The organism is Terrabacter carboxydivorans, assembly GCF_039532035.1.
In the GTDB taxonomy this organism is placed as follows: domain Bacteria; phylum Actinomycetota; class Actinomycetes; order Actinomycetales; family Dermatophilaceae; genus Terrabacter; species Terrabacter carboxydivorans.
Map to the genome: position 1 here is coordinate 176,703 of NZ_BAAARE010000006.1, position 25,052 is coordinate 201,754.

The 25,052-nt window shown below is 71.6% G+C and carries 21 protein-coding genes; 20 read left to right on the forward strand and 1 reads right to left on the reverse strand.

Annotated features, from left to right (window positions below):
* The first annotated feature begins 1 nt into the window (after position 1).
* The 14 genes from ABD297_RS08375 (at position 2) to ABD297_RS08440 (ending at position 15,907) form a co-directional block, all read left to right on the forward strand.
* A complete protein-coding gene (locus tag ABD297_RS08375; RefSeq protein WP_344254415.1) occupies positions 2-1,621 on the forward strand; it encodes a UDP-N-acetylmuramoyl-L-alanyl-D-glutamate--2,6-diaminopimelate ligase in 1,620 nt (539 codons plus the stop codon).
* Positions 1,618-3,045, forward strand: coding sequence for a UDP-N-acetylmuramoyl-tripeptide--D-alanyl-D-alanine ligase (locus tag ABD297_RS08380; protein ID WP_344254416.1), 1,428 nt, complete (start codon positions 1,618-1,620; stop codon positions 3,043-3,045). The genes ABD297_RS08375 and ABD297_RS08380 overlap by 4 nt, the downstream gene beginning before the upstream one ends.
* Positions 3,045-4,130: a phospho-N-acetylmuramoyl-pentapeptide-transferase gene (gene mraY / locus ABD297_RS08385; RefSeq protein ID WP_147063725.1), complete on the forward strand. Its 1,086-nt coding sequence runs from the start codon at positions 3,045-3,047 to the stop codon at positions 4,128-4,130. The genes ABD297_RS08380 and mraY overlap by 1 nt, the downstream gene beginning before the upstream one ends.
* Complete coding sequence (murD, locus tag ABD297_RS08390) at positions 4,127-5,617, forward strand: UDP-N-acetylmuramoyl-L-alanine--D-glutamate ligase (RefSeq protein WP_344254417.1); 1,491 nt, start codon at positions 4,127-4,129, stop codon at positions 5,615-5,617. The genes mraY and murD overlap by 4 nt, the downstream gene beginning before the upstream one ends.
* Positions 5,614-6,942, forward strand: coding sequence for a putative lipid II flippase FtsW (gene ftsW / locus ABD297_RS08395; RefSeq protein WP_344254418.1), 1,329 nt, complete (start codon positions 5,614-5,616; stop codon positions 6,940-6,942). Before murD ends, ftsW begins: the two co-directional genes overlap by 4 nt.
* Positions 6,939-8,051: an undecaprenyldiphospho-muramoylpentapeptide beta-N-acetylglucosaminyltransferase gene (murG, locus tag ABD297_RS08400; RefSeq protein WP_344254419.1), complete on the forward strand. Its 1,113-nt coding sequence runs from the start codon at positions 6,939-6,941 to the stop codon at positions 8,049-8,051. The genes ftsW and murG overlap by 4 nt, the downstream gene beginning before the upstream one ends.
* A complete protein-coding gene (gene murC / locus ABD297_RS08405) occupies positions 8,048-9,523 on the forward strand; it encodes a UDP-N-acetylmuramate--L-alanine ligase (RefSeq protein WP_344254420.1) in 1,476 nt (491 codons plus the stop codon). Before murG ends, murC begins: the two co-directional genes overlap by 4 nt.
* Complete coding sequence (locus ABD297_RS08410; RefSeq protein WP_344254422.1) at positions 9,520-10,296, forward strand: cell division protein FtsQ/DivIB; 777 nt, start codon at positions 9,520-9,522, stop codon at positions 10,294-10,296. The genes murC and ABD297_RS08410 overlap by 4 nt, the downstream gene beginning before the upstream one ends.
* A 367-nt stretch (positions 10,297-10,663) precedes the next feature.
* Positions 10,664-11,974: a cell division protein FtsZ gene (gene ftsZ, locus ABD297_RS08415; protein WP_344254423.1), complete on the forward strand. Its 1,311-nt coding sequence runs from the start codon at positions 10,664-10,666 to the stop codon at positions 11,972-11,974.
* A gap of 171 nt (positions 11,975-12,145) precedes the next feature.
* On the forward strand, positions 12,146-12,892 hold the full coding sequence (locus ABD297_RS08420; RefSeq protein ID WP_344254425.1) for a purine nucleoside phosphorylase YfiH/LACC1 family protein: 747 nt from the start codon (positions 12,146-12,148) through the stop codon (positions 12,890-12,892).
* Complete coding sequence (locus tag ABD297_RS08425; RefSeq protein WP_344254426.1) at positions 12,889-13,626, forward strand: YggS family pyridoxal phosphate-dependent enzyme; 738 nt, start codon at positions 12,889-12,891, stop codon at positions 13,624-13,626. The genes ABD297_RS08420 and ABD297_RS08425 overlap by 4 nt, the downstream gene beginning before the upstream one ends.
* Before the next feature lie 40 nt (positions 13,627-13,666).
* Positions 13,667-14,149 carry a cell division protein SepF gene (locus ABD297_RS08430; RefSeq protein ID WP_344254427.1) on the forward strand — a complete coding sequence of 161 codons (483 nt, stop codon included), beginning with the start codon at positions 13,667-13,669 and terminating at the stop codon, positions 14,147-14,149.
* Between the two features lie 100 nt (positions 14,150-14,249).
* The gene (locus tag ABD297_RS08435; protein WP_045193091.1) at positions 14,250-14,534 is read left to right on the forward strand and encodes a YggT family protein; all 285 of its coding nucleotides are present in this window, start codon (positions 14,250-14,252) and stop codon (positions 14,532-14,534) included.
* Between the two features lie 134 nt (positions 14,535-14,668).
* Entirely contained in the window at positions 14,669-15,907 is a 1,239-nt protein-coding gene (locus tag ABD297_RS08440; RefSeq protein WP_344254428.1) for a DivIVA domain-containing protein, read from the forward strand.
* A gap of 129 nt (positions 15,908-16,036) precedes the next feature.
* Here the strand turns inward: ABD297_RS08440 and ABD297_RS08445 are convergent, their stop codons facing one another.
* A complete protein-coding gene (locus ABD297_RS08445) occupies positions 16,037-16,678 on the reverse strand; it encodes a hypothetical protein (RefSeq protein WP_344254429.1) in 642 nt (213 codons plus the stop codon).
* Between the two features lie 79 nt (positions 16,679-16,757).
* Between ABD297_RS08445 and ABD297_RS08450 the strand changes: the two genes are divergently transcribed.
* The 6 genes from ABD297_RS08450 to ABD297_RS08475 all read left to right on the forward strand — a co-directional run bounded on the left by ABD297_RS08450 (position 16,758) and on the right by ABD297_RS08475 (position 24,904).
* Complete coding sequence (locus ABD297_RS08450) at positions 16,758-17,243, forward strand: TraR/DksA family transcriptional regulator (RefSeq protein WP_344254430.1); 486 nt, start codon at positions 16,758-16,760, stop codon at positions 17,241-17,243.
* Positions 17,244-17,314: 71 nt separating this feature from the next.
* Positions 17,315-18,022, forward strand: coding sequence for a signal peptidase II (lspA, locus tag ABD297_RS08455; RefSeq protein WP_344254431.1), 708 nt, complete (start codon positions 17,315-17,317; stop codon positions 18,020-18,022).
* A complete protein-coding gene (locus ABD297_RS08460; RefSeq protein WP_344254432.1) occupies positions 18,015-18,947 on the forward strand; it encodes an RluA family pseudouridine synthase in 933 nt (310 codons plus the stop codon). Before lspA ends, ABD297_RS08460 begins: the two co-directional genes overlap by 8 nt.
* 247 nt (positions 18,948-19,194) lie before the next feature.
* On the forward strand, positions 19,195-22,788 hold the full coding sequence (gene dnaE, locus ABD297_RS08465; RefSeq protein ID WP_344254433.1) for a DNA polymerase III subunit alpha: 3,594 nt from the start codon (positions 19,195-19,197) through the stop codon (positions 22,786-22,788).
* A gap of 49 nt (positions 22,789-22,837) precedes the next feature.
* On the forward strand, positions 22,838-23,932 hold the full coding sequence (locus ABD297_RS08470; protein ID WP_344254434.1) for a winged helix DNA-binding domain-containing protein: 1,095 nt from the start codon (positions 22,838-22,840) through the stop codon (positions 23,930-23,932).
* Positions 23,933-24,904: a pseudouridine synthase gene (locus ABD297_RS08475; protein WP_344254435.1), complete on the forward strand. Its 972-nt coding sequence runs from the start codon at positions 23,933-23,935 to the stop codon at positions 24,902-24,904.
* Positions 24,905-25,052: the final 148 nt, after the last annotated feature.

Below are 25,052 nucleotides of genomic sequence, written 5' to 3' on the forward strand. Positions count from 1 at the left end.
CGTGTCACCTTCCCCCCTCCGACCTGCCACGTCGGGCCTGTTCCTTCGCGACCTGACGGCCCGGATCGCAGCGACCTCTCCGGTGCGCACGACCGGCCCCGAGGGCCCCGACGTGGTCGTCACCGGCATCACGCTGGACAGCCGCGCCGTGCTGCCCGGTGACCTGTATGCCGCCCTGCCGGGCTTCAACGTGCACGGCGCCCGCTTCGCCGCCGACGCCGTCGCCGCCGGCGCGGTGGCCGTCCTCACCGACGAGGCCGGCCTGGACGCGCTGCCACCGACGGTCCCCGTCGTCGTGGCGGACGAGCCGCGCCGGGTCCTCGGCGCGGTGGCCGCCGAGGTCTACGGCCACCCGTCCGAGGGGCTGACGATGATCGGCATCACCGGCACCAACGGCAAGACGACGACCGCCTACCTCGTGGAGTCGGCCCTGCGCGCGCACGGCGAGCGCACCGGCCTCATCGGCACGGTGGAGACGCGGATCGGTGACGAGCGCATCGAGTCGGTGCGCACGACGCCGGAGGCCACCGACCTGCACGCGCTGCTCGGGCTCATGCGCGAGCGAGACCTCGATGCCTGCGTCATGGAGGTCTCCAGCCACGCCCTCGAGCTGCGGCGGGTCGACGGCGTCGTCTACGACGTGGCGCTCTTCACGAACCTCTCGCAGGACCACCTCGACTTCCACCCGACGATGGACGACTACTTCGCCGCCAAGGCCTCGCTCTTCACCCCCGAGCGCTCCCGCGCGGCCGTCGTGTGCGTCGACGACGACTGGGGCCGCCGCCTCGCCGCGCAGGCCTCGGTGCCGACGACGACGCTGGCCACCTCCCAGGAGGGCGGCCGTGACGCCGACTGGGTCGCCGTGGAGTCGCCGGACGCGCCCGGCGAAGGCCGCGCGTCCGCCGGGCCCGGCGCCTTCTCGCTGCGTGAGAGGTCCACCGGCCGGGTCCTGGACCTCGTCTCGCACCTGCCCGGGCACTTCAACGTCGCCAACACCGCGCTGGCGGCGCTCGCCCTGCTGAAGATCGGCCTGACGCCCACCGAGGTCGAGTCCGCCATGTCGGTGGCCCCCGACGTGCCGGGCCGCATGGAGGTCGTCTCGCCGGGAGGCGCCGAGGGCCCGCGCTGCGTCGTCGACTTCGCGCACACGCCCGACGCCGTCGACGCCGCCCTCGCTGCGCTGCGGGACTCGACCGCCGGCCGGCTCATCGCCGTCCTCGGCGCCGGCGGCGACCGCGACCGCGGCAAGCGTCCCGCCATGGGGGCCGCCGCAGCGCGCCGGGCCGACGTCGTCGTCGTCACCGACGACAACCCGCGCTCCGAGGACCCGGTCGAGATCCGGGCCTCGGTCATGGCCGGGGCCCGCGAGGCCGTCCGGGACGGAGCGCCCGGAGTGGCGACCGAGATCATCGACGGTGGCTCGCGTTCGAGCGCCATCGCCGAGGCCATCGCACTCGCGGTGGTCGACACGGGGGAGGACCGCCCTGTCGACACCGTCGTGGTGCTCGGCAAGGGACACGAGAAGGGTCAGGAGATCCACGGAGTGAAACACCCGTTCGACGACCGCGACGCCGTGCGCGCCGCCCTCGCAGCCCTCACCTCGTCGGGGGTGAACTCGTGATCCCCTTGACGCTCAGCGAGATCCGTGACGTCACGGGCGGCCAGGTGCACGGCGTGCAGACCCCTGAGCTCTGCGAGACCGTCGTCATCGACGGAACCGTCACGACCGACTCCCGCGACTGCGGACCGGGCAGCCTCTACGTCGCGCGCGTCGGTGAGACCGCCGACGGCCACGACTTCGTCGGCCCGGCGGTCGAGGCAGGAGCCGTGGCGGCCCTGACGTCCCGTCCCGTCGAGGGCGTCCCGTGCGTTGTCGTCGACGACGTTCAGACTGCCTTCGGCGCGATCGCCCGGGCCGTCGTCGACCGCGCCCCCGAGCTGCGCATCGTCGGCGTCACCGGATCGTCGGGCAAGACGAGCGTCAAGGACCTCCTCGCCTCGGTGCTGTCCTCGGTCGCCGAGACCGTCGCACCCGTCAACTCCCTCAACGGAGAGATCGGCGTGCCGCTCACCGTGTGCCGGGTCACCCCGACCACCCGGTTCCTCGTCGCCGAGATGGGTGCCCGCGGGATCGGCCACATCGACTACCTCACGCGCATCGCGCCCCCGCAGGTCGCCATCGTGCTCAACGTCGGCACCGCCCACATCGGCGAGTTCGGCTCCCGCGAGAACATCGCCCGCGCCAAGTCCGAGCTCCCGCAGTCGGTGCCGGCCGAGGGCCTGTCGATCCTCAACGCCGACGACGCCTTCGTCGCCGCGATGGCCGCCGGCCTCGCCTCCCGCGTCCAGCTCGTCGGGCTGGATCCCGAGGCGGACGTCCGCGCGGTCGACGTGACCCTCGACGAGCGCGGCAGGGCGGCATACACCATCGTCTCCCCGCAGGGCACGGCCCGAGTCTCCTTGCAGCAGAGCGGCGCCCATCACGTCGGCAACTCCCTGGCCGTCGCCGCAGCAGCCCTCGAGCTCGGTCTGTCGCTCGACCAGGTCGTCGCGGGCCTCTGCGCCGCCGAGCCGGCGAGCCGCTGGCGGATGGAGATCACCGACCGTCCTGACGGGGTGGTCGTCGTCAACGACGCCTACAACGCCAACCCCGACTCCATGCGAGCCGCGCTCGACGCCGTCGCCGCGATGCACGTGGCGGGGGAGCGCTGGGCGGTCCTCGGGGGCATGCTCGAGCTCGGCCCCGACAGCGACGCCGAGCACGCGGCCGTGGGGGCGTATGCCGCGTCGCTCGCCTTCGACCACGTCGTGGCCGTCGGCGAGGGCGCCCGGCCGCTCGCCGACGCGTTCCCGGGCTCGGAGTGGGTCCCGGACACCGACGCCGCCCACGACCTGCTCGAACCCCGCCTGTGCGCCGGCGACGTCGTCCTGCTCAAGTCGAGCCGCGACAGCGGCCTGCGCTGGCTCGGCGACCGGCTCGCGTCCGAGGGCGGCGGCCTCACGACCCCACCGGTTCCCGCGTCCTCGAGAGAGGGGGACCGGTGATGAAGGGCGTCCTCCTCGCGGCCTCGATCTCACTGCTCATCTCGCTGTTCGGCACCCCGCTGTTCATCAAGTACCTCGTCAAGCGGGGCTACGGGCAGTTCATCCGCGACGACGGACCCACCTCGCACCACACGAAGCGCGGCACGCCCACGATGGGTGGCGCCGTCATCCTCGCGGCGATGGTCGGCGCCTACTTCCTCGCCCACCTCCTGACGCTCAACCCGCCCACGGCGAGCGGCCTGCTCGTGCTCTTCCTCGCCGCGGGCCTGGGCTTCGTCGGCTTCCTCGACGACTTCATCAAGATCAGCAAGCAGCGCAGCCTCGGCCTGCGATCGAAGCAGAAGCTGCTCGGGCAGGCGCTCGTCGGCATCACCTTCGCGGGCCTCGCGCTGCAGTTCCCCAACGAGCAGTACCGCACGCCCGCCTCGCTGCTCGTCTCGTTCGTGCGCGACACGAACTTCAGCCTCGCCCTCGGCGGCAGCACCGTCGTCGGTGTCATCCTCTTCGTCATCTTCGCCAACGTCATGATCGCCGGCGCGTCCAACGGGGTGAACCTCACCGACGGCCTCGACGGCCTCGCGACGGGTGTCTCGACGATGGTGTTCGGCGCCTACGTCCTCATCAGCATCTGGACCTACAACCAGAACTGCCAGACCAACCCTGGCATCAAGTGCTACGAGGTGCGCGACTCCCACGACCTCGCGCTCGTCGCGGCGGCCGGCATGGGCGCCTGCTTCGGGTTCCTCTGGTGGAACGCGACGCCCGCGAAGATCTTCATGGGCGACACGGGCTCGCTCGCCCTCGGCGGCGCCCTCGCCGGACTCGCCATCACGACCCACACCGAGATGCTCCTGGTCATCCTCGGCGGCATGTTCGTCCTCGAGACGCTCTCCGTCGTCGCCCAGGTGGCCTCGTTCAAGACCACCGGTAAACGGGTGCTGAGGATGGCACCCCTGCATCACCACTTCGAGATGGTCGGGTGGAACGAGGTGACCGTCGTGGTCCGCTTCTGGATCATCGCCGGGCTCTTCGTCGCCTTCGGCCTCGGCGTCTTCTACGCCGAGTGGGTGGTGGGGTCCCAGTGAGCCACGACCCGCTCTACGAGCCGCGCGAGGGACTGACCCACCGGGACGCCGACTGGTCGGGGCTGCACGTCCTCGTCGTCGGGCTCGGTGTGTCCGGCTTCGCCGCGGCCGACGCCCTGGCCGACCGCGGCGCCCACGTCGTCGCCGTCTCCCGCGACGAGACCGAGGCGATCCGCGAGCGCGCCACGATCCTCGAGATCCTCGACGTCGACGTCCGGCTCGGTGCCGAGCACATGGCCGAGCCCCCGGCGGGGACCGAGCTCGTCGTCACCTCCCCAGGCGTGCCACCCCACGACCCGCTCATGCTCGCGGCGGCCACGGCCGGCATTCCCGTGTGGGGAGAGGTCGAGCTCGCCTGGCGCATGCGGGCCCGCGAGGGCGCGGCCCCGTGGCTCACCGTCACGGGCACCAACGGCAAGACGACGACCGTCAACATGCTCGCCTCGATCCTGCGTCACGCCGGGCTGCGCGCCACGTCGGCCGGCAACGTCGGGACCCCCCTGCTGGAGGCGGTGCTCCACCCCGAGCCCTACGACGTCCTCGCCGTCGAGCTCTCGAGCTTCCAGCTGCACTGGCAGCGCTCCGTCTCGGCCGTCGCCTCGGCGGTGCTCAACGTCGCGCCCGACCACATCGACTGGCACGGCAGCTACGCCGAGTACCTCCGGGCCAAGGGCAAGATCTACGAGAACACCCACCTGGCCTGCATCTACAACGTCGCCGACATCCAGACCGAGCAGCTCGTCATGGAGGCCAACGTCGTCGAGGGCTGCCGCGCGATCGGCTTCACCACCGGCATACCGGCGCCGTCGATGGTCGGTGTGGTCGAGGACGTGCTCGCCGACCGCGCCTTCGTCGAGCAGCGGCAGCGCTCCGCCGCAGAGCTGTGCACCATCGCCGACCTTCAGGGCGACGCGCCCTCGATCGCGCCGCACTACGTCGCCAACGCCCTGGCGGCCGCAGCCCTGGCTCGCGCCTACGGCGTGGGTCCGATCGCGGTCCGCGACGGGCTGCGGGCCTTCCGCCCCGACCGCCACCGGATCGCCGAGATCGCCACGGTCAAGGGTGTCCGGTTCGTCAACGACTCCAAGGCCACTAACCCGCACGCCGCGGCCGCTGCCATCCGCTCGTTCGACTCGGTCGTCTGGATCGCGGGAGGGCTGCTCAAGGGCGCCGACGTCGACAGCCTCGTCGAGGAGATGGCCTCGCGGCTGCGCGCCGTGGTGCTCATCGGCGCCGACCGCGACCAGATCGCCCAGGCCCTGTCCCGACACGCGCCGGATGTCCCGGTCGTGGACCTGTCCGAGACCGACACTGGTGTCATGGACCTAGTCGTCAGGGAGGCCGCGCGCCTCGCGCAGCCGGGCGACGTCGTGCTGCTCGCCCCGGCTGCTGCCTCGATGGACATGTTCACCAACTACGGGGCCCGCGGAGACGCCTTCGAGGAGGCGGTCCGGCGGCACCTGGAGGCACACGGGGGGCTGGAGTGAGCACGACGACCGCCGGCGACGCGGCGGGTGCCGCGAGCCCGAAGGCCAAGGGGTCGGCCAAGGCCGCGTCATCGAGCACGTCCGGCACGTCGTCGAGCGTCCGGTCCCTGCCGATCATCGGCAAGCTCGAGTCACCCCTGACGACGTACTACCTCATCCTCGGCGCCACCTCGACGCTCGTCGTCTTCGGCCTGATCATGGTGTTCTCCGCCTCCAGCGTCGAGGCGCTCCTCGCCGACGAGGCCTCCTACTCGGTCTTCCTGCGCCAGCTCCTCTTCGCGGTCGTCGGGGCGGTGGCCGCCGGTTTCGCCAGTCGTCTGGACGTCCGCTGGTGGAAGCGTCTCGCCTTCCCGATCGTCGCGGTGTCGATCCTGCTGCTGGCGGCCGTCATCCCGTTCGGCCGCAGCGTCAACGGCAACCAGAACTGGCTCGCGATCGGTCCGGTGCAGTTCCAGCCGTCGGAGTTCGCCAAGCTGGGGCTCGTCCTCGTCGGCGCCGTCGTCTTCGCCAACAAGTCGGCGCGCATCACGAGCGTCGTGCACATCGTGCTGCCCTTCCTCGTGCCGATCAGTGCCTTCGTCGTCGGGCTGATCCTCGCGGGCCACGACCTCGGCACGGCCATGGTCGTGCTCGTCATCATCGCTGCGGTGCTGCTCGTCGCCGGGGCCCCCATGCGGGTCTTCGCGGTGGGCGGCGCGCTGGCCGCTCTCGGGGTCGGGCTGCTCGTGACGGGCAGCAGCAACCGCTCCAGCCGCATCACCGACTTCCTCGACCCGACCTGCAACGCCAACCCCGACGGCTGGTGCGGCCAGTCGGTGCACGGCCTCTACGCCCTCGCCGACGGCGGCTGGTGGGGTGTCGGTCTCGGCGCCTCCAAGGAGAAGTGGGAGTGGCTCTCCGAGGCCCACAACGACTTCATCTTCGCCATCATCGGCGAGGAGCTCGGCCTGCCGGGCACGCTCATGGTGCTGCTCCTCTTCGGCATCCTCGCGTGGGCCTGCTTCCGGCTCGTCAGCCGCACCCAGGACCGCTTCGTGCGCATCGCCGGGTTCGGCATCATGGCCTGGCTGCTCGGGCAGGCGATCATCAACATCGGTGCGGTCATCGGCCTCTTCCCGGTCATCGGTGTCCCGCTCCCGCTCGTCTCCGCCGGTGGGTCCTCGCTCGTGACGACACTGCTCGCCCTGGGGATACTCCTGTCGTTCGCGCGCAACGAGCCGGGCTGCAAGGCCCTGCTCGACGCGCGTCCGAGCCTCGTCCGTCGGTCCCTCGCGGTGCTGCCCTCCCGCGTCCGCTCCGTCCCGCAACGTCGTAGAAGTCGGTGATCCCGCTGTCCTCGCCCACCTCCGTCCTGCTCGCCGGGGGAGGGAGCGCCGGCCACGTGTCGCCGCTCCTGGCCCTCGCCGACGCCCTGCGCCGCCGTCACCCCGAGCTGCGGGTGACGGCGCTCGGCACGCAGGGGGGCCTCGAGGCGCGGCTCGTGCCGGCCCGCGGCTACGACCTGAGGTTCGTCCCGAAGGTGCCGCTGCCGCGGCGTCCGAGCGCCGACCTCCTGCGGCTCCCGGGGCGCCTCAAGGCCGCCGTTGACGCGGCCGGGGCCGCCATCGACGAGACCGGTGCCGAGGTCGTCGTGGGCTTCGGCGGCTACGTCAGCGCGCCGGCCTACCTCGCGGCGCGGCGTCGGCACGTGCCCATCGTCGTCCACGAGCAGAACGCCCGCCCGGGCCTGGCCAACCGCCTCGGCGCCCGTTGGGCCAGCGCGGTGGCCACGACCTTCTCCAGCACGTCGCTGCCGCACGCCCAGCGGGTCGGCATGCCGCTGCGGCGCGAGGTGAGCACGCTCGACCGGGCTGCCGTCCGCGCCGAGGCGCTCGAGCACTTCGGGCTCGAGCCGCAGTGGCCCACGGTCCTCGTCACCGGCGGGTCGCTCGGCGCGCAGCGCCTCAACGACGCCTTCCGTGCCCGCGTGGCGCGGCTGACGGAGGGCGGCGTCCAGGTGCTGCACGTCACCGGGTTGGGCAAGGAGTTCGTCCCGGAGACGACCGGCACGGGGGCGCCGTACGTCGTGCTCCCGTACGCCGACCGGATGGAGCTCGCGTATGCCGTCGCCGACCTCGTCGTCGCACGCTCGGGCGCCAACACGGTGTGCGAGCTGACCGCCGTGGGCCTGCCGGCGGTGTACGTCCCGCTGCCGGTCGGCAACGGCGAGCAGGTGCTCAACGCCACCGACGTCGTGGCAGCAGGCGGTGGTCTGCTCGTCGACGACGCCGCGCTCACCCCGGACTGGATCGACACCGTCCTGCTCCCGCTCGTGACCGACGCGGAGCGGGTGGCCCGGATGGCAGCTGCCGCCCGCACCCTCGGTGAGCCCACGGCCGACGAGACCCTGGCCGACCTCGTCGACCGGGCGGCGGAAGGCAGGAACCGCTCGTGACCCAGACTCCGCACACGCCCACGGTGGACGACCCGTTCGCGGCGGCCCGCTTCGACTTCAGGGCGCCGGTGCCGACCGCCGCCGAGCTCGGCCGCGTGCACTTCCTCGCCATCGGCGGCGCCGGCATGTCCGGCGTGGCCCGCATCATGCTCGCCCGCGGCATCCGCGTCACGGGCAGCGACGCCAAGGACGTGCCCGTCCTCAAGGCCCTCGAGAGCGAGGGCGCCGGCGTCTGGGTCGGGTTCCACGAGGGCCATCAGGAGCGCGCCGACGCGATCGTCATGAGCAGCTCCATCCGGGACGACAACGTCGAGCTCGTGGCCGCCCGTGAGCGCGGCGTGCCCGTGCTGCACCGGGCGCAGGGGCTCGCGGCCCTGATGCAGGGCCGACGGCCCGTGGCCGTGGCCGGTGCCAACGGCAAGACGACGACGACCTCGATGCTCACGGTGGCGTTGCAGGGGAGCGGGCTCGACCCGTCGTTCGCCGTCGGTGGCGAGCTGGCGAAGCACGGCACGAACGCCCACGACGGGGCCGACGACATCTTCGTCGTCGAGGCCGACGAGAGCGACGGGTCGTTCGTCGTCTACCGGCCCGAGGTCGCCATCGTCACCAACGTGCAGCCCGACCACCTCGACTTCTACTCGAACTTCAATGTTGTGCAGGCCGCCTACGACGCCTTCGTCGGCACGATCCGGCCCGGTGGGCTGCTCGTGACGTGCGCCGACGACGCCGGCTCGGTGGCGCTGGCCGACCGGGCCCGGGCCGCGGGGACGCGGGTGCTGACCTACGGCTTCGACCCGACCTCGGACGTCGTGCTCGAGGACCACCGACAGGACGGCGTCACCTCGTCGGTGACCGTGCGCGACGGCGGCCACGAGCGCCGGATGACGCTCGGGGTGCCCGGGCGCCACAACGCGCTCAACGCCGCCGCGGCCTACGCCGCCGCGGTCCACGGGCTGGGGCAGGATCCCGAGCGCGTCCTCTCGGGCCTGGCCTCCTTCACCGGCACGCGACGCCGCTTCGAGCCCAAGGGCGAGGCGGGGGGAGTGGTGGTGGTCGACGACTACGCCCACAACGCCGGCAAGGTCGCCGCGGTCGTCGGGACCGCCAAGGACCTCGTCGGAGACACCGGACGCCTCGTCGTCGTCTTCCAGCCGCACCTCTACAGCCGGACCCGTGACTTCGCGACCGAGCTCGGGGCGGGTCTGTCACCGGCCGACGTCGTCGTCGTCATGGACGTCTACGCCGCGCGGGAGGACCCCGTGCCCGGCGTGTCCGGACGCATCGTGGCCGATGCCGTCACGGCGGCCCGCCCGGACGTCGAGGTGCACTACGTGCCGTCCTGGTCCGAGGTCGCGCCGATGGTGGCGGGCCTGGCGCGGCCCGGCGACCTCGTCCTGACCGTGGGCGCCGGCGACGTCACGATGATCGGCCCGGAGGTGCTGCGGGTCCTCGGGGGAGACGCGCCGTGACGCTCGAGCGGGGCACGTCGCGCCGTCGCGTGGCCGGCACCGGTCTCGCGTCGTCGCGCACGCGCTTCGAGCGCCGCGCGGCAGCAGCCCGCCGTCGCCCACGACTGGTGGCGGGCGTCCTCGTCGCCCTCCTGGCCGTCGCCGGCGTCGTGGTCTGGCTGGGCTGGTTCAGCAGCGTCCTGACCGTCTCGAAGGTCGAGGTCCGCGGCGTGAGCGCAGCGGACGCCGGTCAGGTGCGCACCGTCGCGCAGGTGCCCCTCGGTGGGCCGCTGATGCGGGTCGACACCGACGCCGTCACGGCCCGGCTGCTGGCGGGGCGGGCGTGGAGCGGCGTCTCGGTCAGCCGCAGCCTCCCCGACACCGTCGTCGTCACGGTGACGCCGCGGGTGGCCGTGCTCGCCGTGCGCAACCCTCAAGGTGAGGTGGACGTCGTGGACCGCGAGGGCTTCACCTTCAGGACCGTCGGGAGCGCCCCCGACGGAGTGCCTCTCGTCAGCTCCGGTGCGGCCCAGGTGACCAAGGCCGGGGTCGACGCGGCCCTCGCCGCCCTCGGCTCGCTGTCGCCCGCGCTGCGGGCCGACGTCTCGGGAGTCTCGGTGTCGGCGGCCGACCAGGTGTCCTTCACGGTCACGGCCAAGGGCGACCGGGGCAAGACCGTCGTCTGGGGCGGCGCCGACAACGGCGCCCGCAAGGCCGAGCTCGTCAGGCTCCTGCTGCCCCAGCCGGGCTCGACGATCGACGTCAGCGTCCCCTCGTCGCCGGTCACGCGCTGACCAGGTCGCTCTGTGGTCGGGGGCGGTGGGTCGCTGGGACCCCGGCGCCCGACTCGGGCGGGTTCGTGGGAGGCTGTCCCCTCGGACAGCCCCGTTGTCCGGTGGTGCTGGTGTGGCCCGTGGGGCGCGGCTCCCGGAAATGGGGCAATCCCCGCGACGACACGCCGCGCCGTGGGTTGAACGACCCTGTGGCGCGTCATACCGTCGGGGCACTGGTTCGTGACCAAACTGTAACCTTTATGTCGACGTTGAAGGTTTGAGGGCTACAGGCTCGGAACGAGCCGCACGATCTCCAGCTCCACCCGCAGATCCCCAGCACCCAGACCGCACGAAGCACCGGCACCACCAGTCAGGAAGGCCCACTCTCGTGGCAGCAGCACCGCAGAACTACTTGGCCGTCATCAAGGTCGTCGGCATCGGCGGCGGCGGCGTCAATGCCATCAATCGCATGATCGAGGTCGGCCTCAAGGGTGTCGAGTTCATCGCCATCAACACCGACGCCCAGGCCCTGCTCATGAGCGACGCCGACGTCAAGCTCGACGTCGGTCGCGAGCTCACCCGCGGGCTCGGCGCCGGCGCCGACCCCGAGGTCGGCAAGAAGGCCGCCGAGGACCACGCGGAGGAGATCGAGGAGGTCCTCAAGGGGGCCGACATGGTCTTCGTCACCGCCGGTGAGGGCGGTGGCACCGGCACCGGCGGCGCGCCCGTCGTGGCCCGCATCGCCCGCCAGCTCGGCGCCCTGACCATCGGTGTCGTCACGCGCCCGTTCACCTTCGAGGGCCGGCGCCGCGCCAACCAGGCCGAGTCCGGCATCGGGAGCCTCCGTGAGGAGGTCGACACCCTCATCGTCATCCCCAACGACCGCCTGCTGTCGATCAGCGACCGCAACGTGTCGATGATGGACGCCTTCCGGTCGGCGGACCAGGTCCTGCTCTCCGGCGTGCAGGGCATCACCGACCTCATCACGACGCCCGGCCTGATCAACCTCGACTTCGCGGACGTCAAGTCGGTCATGCAGGGCGCCGGCTCGGCGCTCATGGGCATCGGCTCGGCCCGGGGCGAGGACCGCGCCGTCCAGGCCGCCGAGCTCGCCATCAGCAGCCCCCTGCTCGAGGCCTCCATCGACGGTGCGCACGGCGTGCTGCTGTCGATCCAGGGTGGCTCGGACCTCGGTCTCTTCGAGATCAACGAGGCGGCGCGTCTCGTGCAGGAGGCCGCGCACCCCGAGGCCAACATCATCTTCGGTGCGGTCATCGACGACGCCCTCGGCGACGAGGTCCGGGTCACGGTCATCGCGGCCGGGTTCGACAGCGGCGGTCCCACGCAGCGCCACGACGACCGAGCCCTCGGGCAGGTCATGGGGCGCCCGCAGCAGGCCCAGCAGCAGCGGCCGGCGGCGCCCGCGCCGCAGCAGGCCCAGCCGGTCCAGCAGGCCCAGCAGCCGGTCGTCCAGCAGACCAACGGCGTCCCGCAGCAGGCCCCGGTGCACCCCACCCCGGTCCAGCACCAGCCGCAGCACCAGCAGTCGCAGCAGCTGCCGACCCAGCAGCAGTCGGCTCCGCCGGTGCACCAGCAGCAGCCGCAGCACCACGTCCCGGCTCCTGCGACGCAGCAGCCGCCGCGCCAGGTGACCTTCGACGAGGGCGACGAGCTCGACGTGCCGGACTTCCTCAAGTAGGTCCCCGCACCGCGACTCGACAGCGAGACCCGGCGACGGGACCGAACTCGACGGGCGGCAGACGCACACCGCGTCTGCCGCCCGTCGTCGTTCCCCGGGGTCGTCGTTCACGCCGGCCGACGCAGCCGTGCAGCCGTCCGACCGGCGACGCCGCTCGGATAGGTTGTCCCCGTGTTCTACTGGCGCAGCAGCATCGCGACCGACGGCGAGGGTCCCGCGGTCGACCTCGGCTTCACCGGCCGGTCGGCCGGGCGGGGGAGCGGGCCGTATGCCGGCCTCAACCTCGGCGGCCACGTGGGCGACGACCCCGCCGACGTGGAGGGCAACCGCACCGCGCTGGCGCACGAGCTCGACGTCCCCAGAGAGCGCCTCGTCCTCATGAACCAGGTCCACGGACCCGACGTCGTCGAGGTCGACGGCCCCTGGGCCGGTGAGCCGCCCGCTGTCGACGGGATCGTCACGCGCACCACCGGGCTCGCACTCGGGGTCCTCGTCGCCGACTGCGTCCCCGTGCTCCTCCACGACGCGAGGGCCGGCGTCGTGGGCGCTGTCCACGCCGGCCGTCCGGGCATGCTCGCCGGCATCGTCACGCGGGCCGTCGCCGCCATGCGCGACCTCGGCGCCACCACCGTGTCCGCGACGGTGGGTCCGTCCGTCTGCGGCCGGTGCTACGAGGTGCCGGAGGAGATGGCCGCCGCTGCCGCGTCCACCGTCCCGTCCTCGGCGGCCCGCTCGTGGACCGGCACGCCGGCCATCGACGTCGCAGCCGGCGTCGTCGAGCAGCTCGCGGCGGCGGACGTCGCGGTCCAGTGGGTCCCCGGGTGCTCGCGCGAGAGCGGTGACCTCTACTCCTACCGACGCGACGGCAGGACCGGGCGGTTCGCCGGCGTCGTCACCCTCCAGCGGGACGCGTCATGACGGGCGACGCCGCGGGTGACGAGGTCCGTCTGGCGCAGCTGCGCGACAACCTCGGTGCCGTCCACGACCGGATCGCCCGGGGCTGCGCCGAGGCGGGTCGTGACCCCGCCGAGGTCACCCTCGTGGTCGTCACGAAGTACTTCCCGGCCTCGGACGTGCTGCTGCTGCACCGGCTCGGCGTGCGCGACTTCGGGGAGAACCGCGACCAGGAGGCGGGAGAGAAGTTCCGCGAGGTGCGCCAGGTGCTGTCCGAGGCGGGCGAGCCCGACCTCACCCTGCACTTCATCGGGCAGCTGCAGAGCAACAAGGCCCCCCACGTCGCGGGCTACGCCGACGTCGTGGAGTCGGTCGACCGGGTCAAGCTGGTCACCGCCCTCGCCAAGGGCGCGCACAGCGCGGACCGACACCTGCAGGTCCTGCTCCAGGTCAGCCTCGACGGTGACACCTCGCGCGGCGGAGTGCTGCCCGAGGACGCCATGACCCTCGCCGATTCCGTTGCGGCGCAAGGGCTCCTCGAGCTGCGTGGTGTCATGGCCGTCGCGCCCCTCGGAGCCGACCCCGACGAGGCCTTCGCGCGCCTGCACGACGTCGCAGACGGCATACGCGCCCGGTACCCGCAGGCCGGGTGGATCTCGGCGGGGATGAGCGGCGACCTCGAGGCCGGGCTGCGGCACGGCGCGACACACCTGCGTGTCGGCACCGCAATCCTCGGTTCACGCCCGTCACTTCTGTAACGTCGGCAGCGATCACAATCCGACGTTTTGGGAGTTGGCCATGGCAGGGGCACTGCGCAAGACGATGGTGTACCTCGGACTCAGCGAGGAGGACCAGCGTCACGAGCGATACGACGAGTACGACGCCTACGACGACTCCGACCGCTACGACGACGAGTCCGAGCACACCGCAGCGGTGACCCAGCTGCCCACCAAGCGACCCGTGGCCGCCGTCGTGCGCGACGTCGAGGTCGGCTCGCTCAACCGCATCACGACCATCCACCCGCGCACCTACAACGAGGCCAAGAACATCGGCGAGTGGTTCCGCGACCAGGTGCCGGTCATCATGAACCTCAGCGACATGGACGACGCGGACGCCAAGCGCCTCGTCGACTTCGCCGCCGGCCTCGTCTTCGGGCTCCACGGCACGATCGAGCGGGTCACCTCCAAGGTGTTCCTCCTCTCGCCCGCCCACGTCGAGATCTCCGCCGACGAGCCCGAGGTGCCCGCCGCCTCCACGCGCGGCTTCTTCAACCAGAGCTGAGCGTCCCGGTCCGGGCGAGCGAGCACGAAGCGGGGTCGAGGGTGCACCGACCCGGACCCCGGTTCACACTCCTGCCCCCGAATCAGGGACACTGACGGACATGGACGCGTTCTGGACGATCTACGGGGTGGTGGTCTTCACCTTCTTCATCGCCCTCATCGGTCGCTTCGTCATCGACTGGGTGCAGGTGCTGGCTCGGTCGTGGCGGCCCTCCGGGGTCGTCCTCGTCCTGGCCGAGGCCGTCTACACCGTGACCGACCCGCCGCTGCGTGCACTGCGCAAGGTGATCCCGTCGCCGAACCTCGGTGGCGTCCGACTCGACCTCAGCTTCCTCGTCCTGATGTTGCTGACCTCTCTCGCTCTCAACGTGCCGAGCTTCTTCTGACCGACCGGCCGCCACCTCGTCCCGCACCGCGGGTCAAGGGGGCACACCCGCCGATCGGTGAGCATGGCTTTGGTTCGTGACCGGAACGTTAGATACCGTTGACCCGAACCATTACGTCTGTATCGAGGTGACACATGGCGCTTACGCCTGAACAGGTGCTCAACAAGCACTTCCAGACCACGCAGTTCCGTCGTGGCTACGAGGAGCGGGACGTTGACGACTTCCTGGACGAGATCGTGGCGGAGATGCGTTCGCTCATCGAGCAGCGTGACGACTACCTGAAGCAGCTCAACGACTGCCGCGCGAGCAAGAACCAGTCGGCCGTCCGCGCCGACGGCCCCACGGCTGCCATGCCGGCTGTCGGTCGCCCCGGCGACGAGGCCAAGCTCGGCGGCCTGACCGCCAAGATCCAGGACGCCGAGCGCGCCTTCAAGGCCGCCTCCGACCGGGCGGCCAAGGCGAAGGCCGACGCCGAGAACGCCGAGCGCGCCGCCAAGGAGCGCATCGACCGCGCCAAGGCCGAGGCCGACCGTGCCGAGGCCGCCGCCAAGTCGGCCGTCGACTCGCAGGCCCTCAACGACGCGCAGGCCAAGCTCAACGGCCTCAACTCGCAGGTCGCCGACGCCGAGGCCAAGCTGACCAAGGCCCAGGAGAACGCCCGCGCCTCCGAGGAGCGCGCCGCGAAGGCCCAGGCCGACGCCGAGGCGGCTGCCGCCGAGGCCGCCCGCCTGCGCGAGGAGGCCGCCAAGGCGGCCAAGGCGCCCGCTCAGGCAGCACCCGTCGCCGCGGCGGCCGCTGCCCCTGCGGCCGCAGCCGCGACAGGCAACCTCGACGCCGCCGGGGTCATCGCCCTCGCCCAGCGCCTCCACGACGAGCACGTCGCTGCCGGTGAGACCCGACGCAACGAGCTCATCTCCGAGGCGGAGAACCGCCACCGCGAGATGCTCGCCGCCGCGCAGTCGCGTCACGACGAGCTCATCAGCGCCGGCCAGAACCGGCACAACGAGGCCACGCAGCAGGCCGAGCAGATTGCGACCGCCGCGGCAGCCCAGCGCGACCAGATGATCGCCGAGGCCACCTCGCAGCGCGACCAGATGATCGCCGAGGCCACGGCCAAGCGCGACGAGATGCTCACCGAGGCGCGGGAGCGCGCGACCGGCATGGTCGCCGAGGCCCAGCAGCGCAAGGCTGCCCTCCTCGAGGAGCTCGACAAGCAGAAGGGCCTGCTCGACCGCAAGATCTCCGAGCTGCGAGGCTTCGAGAAGAACTACCGCAGCAACCTCAAGTCCTACATCGAAGGTCAGCTCCACGACCTCGACTCGAGTGCCCAGGAGCCGGCCCACGCCGGCGCCGGTGACGGCAACCAGGGCTGAGTCCCACCTCGAACAGACGCGCGCAGGCCGTCCGGGAATCCTCCCGGGCGGCCTGCGTCGTCCTGAGGGGGGAACACTTTGGCCTCCTGAGCGTTTCGCGTTTGTGCACGACCCGTGCGGGGCTTATTGTCAGCCCCACTTGTCAGCGTCGACGGCTTGAGCGACGGAGGGTCTGATGGCGGCGAAGAAGACGGCAGCGGCTACCACCGCGGTCCAGAGGTCAGCGACGGGCAGGACCACGGGCACCGCCACGAAGGCGGCTCCGGCGAAGACGGCCTCGGCCACGAAGACGGTTCCGGCGAAGAAGACGTCGGCGACCAAGGCCGCTCCGGCCAAGAAGACCTCAGCCAGCAAGACGGCCGCGACCACGAAGGCCGCTCCGGCGAAGAAGACGTCGGCGACCAAAGCGGCCCCGGCGAAGAAGACGCCGGCCACCAAGGCGGCCCCGGCGAAGAAGACCTCGGCCGCGAAGACGGCTACGGCTCCGGCGAAGAAGACGTCGGCGACCAAGGCGGCCCCGGCGAAGAAGACGTCGGCCACGAAGGCGGCCCCGGCGAAGAAGACCTCGGCCACCAAGGCGGCCCCGGCGAAGAAGACCTCGGCCACCAAGGCCGCTCCGGCGAAGAAGACCTCGGCCACCAAGGCGGCCGCGACCACGAAGGCCGCTCCGGCGAAGAAGACGCCGGCGACGAAGGCCGCCCCGGCCACGAGGACCTCGGCCACCAAGGCCGCTTCGGCCCGCACGACTCCCGCGACGAAGCGGGCGACCACCCCTCAGACCACCTCAGCAGGGGCCACGGCAGCCAAGACCGCAGCCAGGGCCACCGCCACCCGAACCAAGAAGGCAGCAGTGACGACGAGCTCCACCGCAGGAACCCGCGCAACCGCCGGCAAGACGGCAGCCAAGTCCGGCGCCGGCCGCCCCAGCGCCCGCAAGATCGCCGAGCAGCTGCGGGTCAAGGACGACGAGAGCCCTTGGAGCGAGGACGAGATCAGCGAGGTGCGCGGCGTGCTCCTCGAGGAGATCGACCAGCACCGGATCGAGCTGAAGCTGGCCGAGGACGAGCTGGACGACCTCCTGCGCGCCTCGGGCGACGGCTCCGGTGACGACCAGGCCGACGCCGGCGCGAAGACCGCGGAGCGCGAGCACGAGATCTCCGTGGCCGCCAACGCCCGCGCGAGCCTGCGCCAGGCCGAGCACGCGCTAGAGCAGCTGGAGGCCGGCACCTACGGCATCTGCGAGAACTGCGGCAACCCGATCGGCAAGCTTCGACTTCAGGCCCGTCCTCGTGCGACCCTGTGCATGACATGCCAGGAGAAGCAGGACCGCCACTGACGCCCGACCACGCCACGTCGACCCCCCGAGCGGGGGTCGACGGCGTGTCCACCACTACACCGACCGAGGCCGTGAGCACGACGACCGCCGAGGAGACCCGCCCGCGGGCTGACCGCCGGAAGCGACTGTTCGTCGTCCTGGGCGTTGTCGCGGTCCTCGCCTACCTCAGTGACCAGCTGACCAAGATGGTCGCCCTCGACGTGCTCGGCGACGGCGAACCGCGCCCGTTCATCGGCCAGCTCATCCGTTTCAAGCTCATCGGCAACCCCGGAGCGGCCCTGTCGCTGGGGGCAGGCAACACGTGGGTCATGACCGGCATCGCCCTCGCGGTGCTCGTCGCGATCATCGTCGTCGCGCGCCAGCTGGGGTCGCGGGCGTGGGCCATCGCGCTCGGGCTGCTGCTCGGCGCCGCGATCGGCAACCTCACCGACCGCTTCGTCCGTCCCCCCGGGGGCGGCCAGGGTCACGTGGTCGACTTCATCGACTACAACCGCTGGTTCATCGGCAACGTCGCCGACATCTGGATCGTCTCGGCGGCCGGGCTGATCGTGGTCCTGGCGATGCTCGGCATCGGGGTCGACGGGCGCCGGGACCACGGCCGCTCCCGCGCGGCCACCGCCGACGAGGACACGTCGCGGCACGAGACGCAGGACCACCTGAACGACCCCCGTCGCGGGACGGGCCAGACCACCCGGAACGACGAGGCCGACATGAGCACACAGACCGACGACGCGTCCGGCACGCCCGAGCGCCGCCGCCAGGAGGGCGACCATGCCTGACGTGCGCACCGTGCTCGTGCCCGACGGCCTCGAGGGAGAGCGGGTCGACGCCGGAGTGGCGCGCCTCTTCGGGGTCTCCCGCACCAAGGCCGCCGACCTCGCCGCCGACGGCCACGTCGTGCTCGACGGCAAGTCCGTCGCCAAGTCCGAGCGGCTGTCGGCCGGCTCGATGCTCGAGGTGTCGCTGCCGCGACCCGAGGAGAGCCCGAGCCTGCAGGTCATCGCCCAGCCGGTGCCCGGGATGGCGATCGTGCACGACGACGACGACATCGTCGTCGTCGACAAGCCCGTCGGGGTGGCCGCCCACCCGAGCGTCGGCTGGGTCGGGCCCGACGTCGTGTCCGGGCTCGCCGCCGCCGGCTACCGCATCTCGACCTCGGGCGCCCCCGAGCGGCAGGGGATCGTGAGCCGGCTCGACGTCGGCACCTCGGGCCTCATGGTCGTGGCCAAGAGCGAGAACGCCTACTCGCGCCTCAAGCAGGCCTTCCGCAGCCGCACCGTCGACAAGACCTACCACGCGCTCGTGCAGGGCCTGCCCGACCCGGTGGTCGGCACGGTCGACGCGCCCATCGGTCGCCACCCCGGCCACGACTACAAGTTCGCGGTCATGAAGAGCGGCAAGCCGTCGGTCACGCACTACGAGGTCCTCGAGGCCTTCCGTCACGCGAGCCTGCTCGACATCCACCTCGAGACCGGCCGCACGCACCAGATCCGGGTCCACTTCGCGGCGCTGCACCACCCGTGCTGCGGTGACCTGACCTACGGTGCCGACCCGAAGCTCGCGGCCCGCCTGAAGCTGGACCGGCAGTGGCTGCACGCCGTGGGTCTGGGCTTCGAGCACCCCGGCACGGGGGAGTACGTCCACTTCGAGAGCCCCTACCCCGAGGACCTGCAGCGCGCCCTGGACATCGTCGCGACCTTCTGAGGTGGCCGTCCCGGACCACGTCGTCATCCCCCGTCCTCAGGACGGGGGATGACGTATGCCGTCCGCCCGCCGCGCAGGGGCTCGGTGACCCGGGTCGGGGCCGGGTCGCAGACGCTGCCGACGGGCCGGACGGACGTGGCCGGGACGTGGGTGGTGAGGTGGGTCGTGAGGTAGGTCGCGGGACGGCCGCGACACCCGGCCCCGACACGCCGAGGAGTGTCTGCGGGGAGGCTTAGACTCGTCCACGATGTCGACCGAAGCCGCCCCGCGAAACGACCCGAACTTCGTGCACCTCCACGTGCACACGGAGTACTCCATGCTCGACGGGGCCGCCCGCATCGGCGACCTCTTCAGCGAGGCGGCGCGGATGGGCATGCCGGCCCTCGCGACGACCGACCACGGCTACGTCTTCGGCGCCTACGAGTTCTGGAAGAAGGCGCAGGGCACGGGCGTCAAGCCGATCATCGGCGTCGAGGCCTACATCACGCCGGGCACGCAGCGCACCGACCGCACGAAGGTCAGCTGGGGTGACGGCGGTCGCGACGACGTCTCCGGCAGTGGCGCCTACACCCACATGACGATGCTCGCCCAGAACAACGAGGGCATGCACAACCTCTTCCGGATGACCTCCATCGCCTCGCTGGACCAGGTCTACACGAAGTGGCCGCGCATCGACCGTGACCTGCTCTCGACCTACGGCAAGGGCCTCATCGTCACGACCGGGTGCCCGTCGAGCGAGATCCAGACCAAGCTGCGCTTCGGGATGTACGACGAGGCGCGCGAGGTCGCCGGCGAGCTGCGCGACATCTTCGGCAACGAGAACGTCTACGTCGAGCTGATGGACCACGGCCTCGACATCGAGCGGCGCACGCAGAAGGACCTCATCCGTCTTGCGCGTGACCTCAAGCTGCCGCTCGTGGCCACCAACGACCTGCACTACACGCGGGCCGAGGACGCCAAGGCGCACGCCGCCCTGCTCTGCGTCCAGTCCGGCTCGACCCTGATGGACCCCAACCGGTTCAAGTTCGACGCCGACGACTTCTACCTCAAGTCCGCCCAGGAGATGCGCCACCTGTGGCGCGAGCTGCCCGAGGCGTGCGACAACACCCTGCTCATCGCCGAGCGCTGCGAGGTCTCCTTCACCGAGGGTGAGGGCCGCTACATGCCGCGGTTCCCCTGCCCCGAGGGTGAGGACGAGACGTCGTGGTTCATCAAGGAGGTCGAGACCGGCCTCCAGCGTCGCTTCCCCAACGGGGTGCCGGACTACGCCCGCAAGCAGGCGGCCTTCGAGGAGGACGTCATCGTCTCCAAGGGCTACCCGGGCTACTTCCTCGTCGTTGCCGACTTCATCAACTGGGCCAAGCGCAACGGCATCCGCGTCGGGCCGGGGCGTGGCTCCGGTGCCGGGTCCATGTGCGCCTACGCCATGGGCATCACCGACCTCGACCCGGTCCCGCACGGTCTCATCTTCGAGCGGTTCCTCAACCCCGAGCGCATGTCGATGCCCGACTTCGACGTCGACTTCGACGAGCGCCGGCGCGGTGAGGTCATCCGCTACGTCACGGAGAAGTACGGCGAGGAGCGCGTCGCGCAGATCGTCACCTACGGCACGATCAAGGCCAAGCAGGCCCTCAAGGACGCGAGCCGTGTCCTCGGCCACCCCTTCGCCATGGGCGAGAAGCTCACCAAGGCGATGCCGCCGGACGTCATGGGCAAGGGCATGCCGCTCGCCGACGTCTTCAAGCCGGACTCCAAGCGCTACAACGAGGCCGGCGACTTCCGTGTCGTCCACGACGAGGACCCGCAGGCCCAGGAGGTCGTGGCGACGGCGCTCGGTCTTGAGGGCCTGAAGCGCCAGTGGGGCGTGCACGCGGCCGGCGTCATCATGAGCAGCGAGCCCCTCGTCGACGTCATCCCGATCATGCGCCGCCTGCAGGACGGCCAGATCATCACGCAGTTCGACTACCCCAGCTGCGAGTCGCTGGGTCTGGTCAAGATGGACTTCCTCGGTCTGCGCAACCTGACGATCCTCGACGACGCCATCGAGAACATCAAGCTCAACCGCGACGAGGACATCGACCTCGACGAGCTGTCCAAGACCCTCGACGACCGCGCCACCTACGACCTGCTCGGTCGCGGCGACACCCTCGGTGTCTTCCAGCTCGACGGTGGGGGCATGCGCTCGCTGCTGCGCCTCATGCAGCCCGACAACTTCGAGGACATCTCGGCCGCCCTCGCGCTCTACCGCCCGGGCCCGATGGGCGTCAACGCGCACACCAACTTCGCGCTGCGCAAGAACGGCAAGCAGGAGGTCGTGCCGCTCGACCCCCAGCTGAAGGGCAAGCTCCAGCAGGAGATGATCGACGCCCTCGACCCGATCCTCGGGATGACCTACGGCCTGGTCATCTACCAGGAGCAGGTCATGGAGATCGCCCAGAAGCTGGCGGGCTACACGCTCGGCAACGCCGACCTGCTCCGTCGCGCCATGGGCAAGAAGAAGAAGGAGGTCCTCGACGCCGAGTACGTCCCCTTCTCCGAGGGGATGAAGTCGCAGGGCTTCAACGAGGCGTCGATCGCCGCGCTCTGGGGTGTCCTCGTCCCCTTCTCGGACTACGCGTTCAACAAGGCGCACACGGCGGCATACGGCCTCGTGTCGTACTGGACGGGCTACCTCAAGGCGAACTACCCCGCCGAGTACATGGCGGCGCTGCTGACGAGCGTGCGCGACGACAAGGACAAGTCCGCGCTCTACCTCAACGAGTGCCGGCACATGGGCATCAAGGTGCTGCCGCCCGACGTCAACGAGTCGATCGCCAACTTCGCGGCCGTCGGCACCGACATCCGCTTCGGCCTCGCCGCGATCCGCAACGTCGGCCTGCCGGTGGTGCAGGCGATCGTCAAGGCCCGTGAGGACAAGGGCGCCTTCGCCTCGTTCAAGGACTTCCTCTCCAAGGTGCCCGCGGTCGTGTGCAACAAGCGCACCATCGAGTCGCTCATCAAGGGCGGCGCGTTCGACTCGCTCGGCGAGAGCCGCCGCGGCATGGTCGAGGTCCACGAGCGTTACATCGACGCGCTCGTCGAGGTGAAGAAGCAGGAGGCCATCGGCCAGGACAGCCTCTTCGGCAGCTTCGGTGACGACGACACCGACGCCGGGGCGGACGGTCCGGGTGCGTTCGACGGCCTGCCGCCGGTGCCGACGCTCGAGTGGGACAAGGCGAGCCTGCTCTCCTTCGAGCGCGAGATGCTCGGCCTCTACGTCAGCGACCACCCGCTCTTCGGCATCGAGCACATCCTCGCCACGCACGCCGACACCTCGATCGCCTCGCTCATGGGTGACGACCCCAAGCCGGACGGCACGCCGGTGACGGTGGCGGGGCTCATCACGAGCCTGCAGCTCAAGCGCACGAAGAAGGGCGACCTCTGGGCCATCGCGACCGTCGAGGACCTCGACGGCGCGATCGAGTGCCTCTTCTTCCCGTCGGCCTACATGACCTACTCCACGATGCTCGCCCAGGACACCGTCTGTGCCGTCAAGGGCCGCATCTCCGCCCGCGACGACTCGATCTCGATCTTCGCCCAGGAGCTGACGATCCCCGACATCAAGGAGGGCCCCCGGGGGCCGGTCGTGCTGACGCTGCCGCTGGGCCGCGCGACCCCGGCCGTCGCCGAGAGCCTCAAGCGGGTGCTGGGGGAGCACCCCGGCGCCACGGAGGTGCAGGTCAAGCTGACCCAGCCGGGCCGCTCGGTGCTCATGTCGCTCGACGACTCGCTCCGGGTCACGGCCACGTCCGCCCTCTTCGGTGACCTCAAGGCGCTGCTCGGTCCGGCCTGTCTCAGCTGATGCCCGACTGATGCGGGCGACCGAGCGTCGGCGGCTTCGCCGGATGCGCATGGCAGCCCTGGGTCTGACGCCCCGCCTCGACGCGGACGCACCGGTGTCGGCGCTCGACGTGGCCCGAGAGCTGGGGGCGCTGCAGGCCCAGGACTACGCGAGCGGCGCGTGGTCCCTCGGGTTGCGCTCCGGCTTGACGCTGGCCCGGGTCGAGCAGGCCGTGCGCGACCGGGAGGTCGTGCGCACCTGGCCGATGCGCGGCACCATCCACTGGGTCCCGGCCGAGGACGCCCGGTGGATGTGTGAGCTCCTCGCCGCCCCGCGCAGCACGACGCTCGCGACGCGCTTCGCGCAGCTGGGCATCTCCGAGTCCGACGTCGAGCTGTCGGGGAGGCTCTTCGAGGAGCACCTCCGTGCGCCGATGAGCCGGCCCGACGTGGCCGCGCTGCTCGTCGAGCACGGCATCGACCCGACCGGCCAGCGCAGCTACCACCTCATCAGCCACCACTGCATGAGCGGTCTGCTCTGCCAGGGGCCGCTCATCGGCAAGCAACCGAGCTTCGTCCTCCTCGACTCCTGGGTTCCCCACTCCCGCAAGCCATCCCGTGAGGAGGCACTCGCGACGGTGGCCGAACGCTACGTGCGCAGCCACGGGCCGGTCACCGAGAGGGACCTTGCAGGCTGGCTGCTCAAGCCGCTGGGGCTGGCGCGTGAGGCGCTGGCCCTCGTCGGCGACCGCCTGGTGCGCGAGGAGGTCGACGGCAGCACGTGGCTGACGCACGTCGAGGCCCGCGGAGTGCCCGACGGGCCGGGCGGCGTGCACCTGCTGCCCCAGTGGGACGAGTTCCTCCTCGGCTACAAGTCGCGCGAGGTCACCCTGCCCTCCGAGCACGTCGCCAAGGTCGTCCCCGGGCGCAACATGGTGTTCAGGCCGACGCTCGTCGTCGACGGCGAGGTGGCGGGGACCTGGCGCCGCGCGCAGCGGCGCCACCGCGTCGTCGTCGAGGTGACCCCGTTCGCCGCCCTGCCGGCGCGGCGGTGGCGCGAAATCGAGCGGGCGGCGTCCGCCTACGGGAGCTTCCTCGACGTCGAGGTCGATGTCGTCCCTGCCGACCCCGCCGCCCCGTCCCTCCCGTCCGGCGTGGAGACCTGAGTGGCCCGCGGAGCCATCCCACCCTCGCCGCTGCCCCCACGTCACGGGGTCGACGCCCAGCGCTTCCGTATGCCGCAGGCCGGGCCGTGGGCGTCCCTGCGCGACCATCTCGTCGACCGGCTCTCTCCGGGCCTGACGGCGGACGACGTCGACCGGATGCTCAGGGACGGTGAGTTCGTCGACGCCGCAGGTGCTCCCGTGCCGGCCGACGCCCCGTTCGTGCCCCAGTCGGCCGTCTGGGCCCACCGGGACCTCCCGAGCGAGGTCACGCACCCGGAGGATCCCGTCGTCCTGCACCGCGACGAGCGCATCGTCGTCGTCGACAAGCCCCACGACATGGCCACGATGCCGCGGGGGCGCCACGTCGTGCAGAGCGCGCTGGCGCGCACCCGCGTGCTGACGGGCGAGCACCGCCTGACTCCCGCGCACCGCCTCGACCGCCCGACGGCCGGCGTGCTGATGTTCACGACCGAGCAGCGGTGGCGAGGGGCGTACCAAGGCATCTTCGCGGGCGGGCTCGCGCACAAGGAGTACCTCGCCGTCGCTCCGGTCAGGGCAGGGCTGGAGCTGCCCATGGTGCGGCGAACGCACCTCGTCAAGGAGCACGGCACCCACCGGGCCCACGAGGTCCACGGGGCACAACCCAACGCCGAGACCCTCGTGGAGCTGCTCGAGACGGTGACGGGGCCCGGCGCTCCCGAGGGGAGGCTCGGGCTGTACCGGCTGACGCCGAGGACGGGGCGCACCCACCAGCTGAGGTGCCAGCTGGACGGGCTCGGCATCCCCATCCTCGACGACCCGCTCTACCCCGTGGAGCGCGACGTCCCGCTCGACGACTTCAGCGCTCCCCTCCAGCTGCTCGCGGCCGTCCTGGCCTTCGAGGACCCGGTCGACGGCCGGCCACGGCGGTTCGTGACCCTACGCCGCCTCTCCGGGTGGCCGGGCCCGTGGCCGGTCCTCGACGCTCCCTGACAGCCGTCCGAGCCGGTCGGCCGGCTCGCTCGTCAGGCGCTTCCCCACGCGGCCGCAGACCCCACCGGGGAACTGACAGCCCGTTGTCACCGAGCGTTCAGGAAGGTGTGGCGTTCTCGCCGCGCGAGGACGACGACCGCGGTCTAGG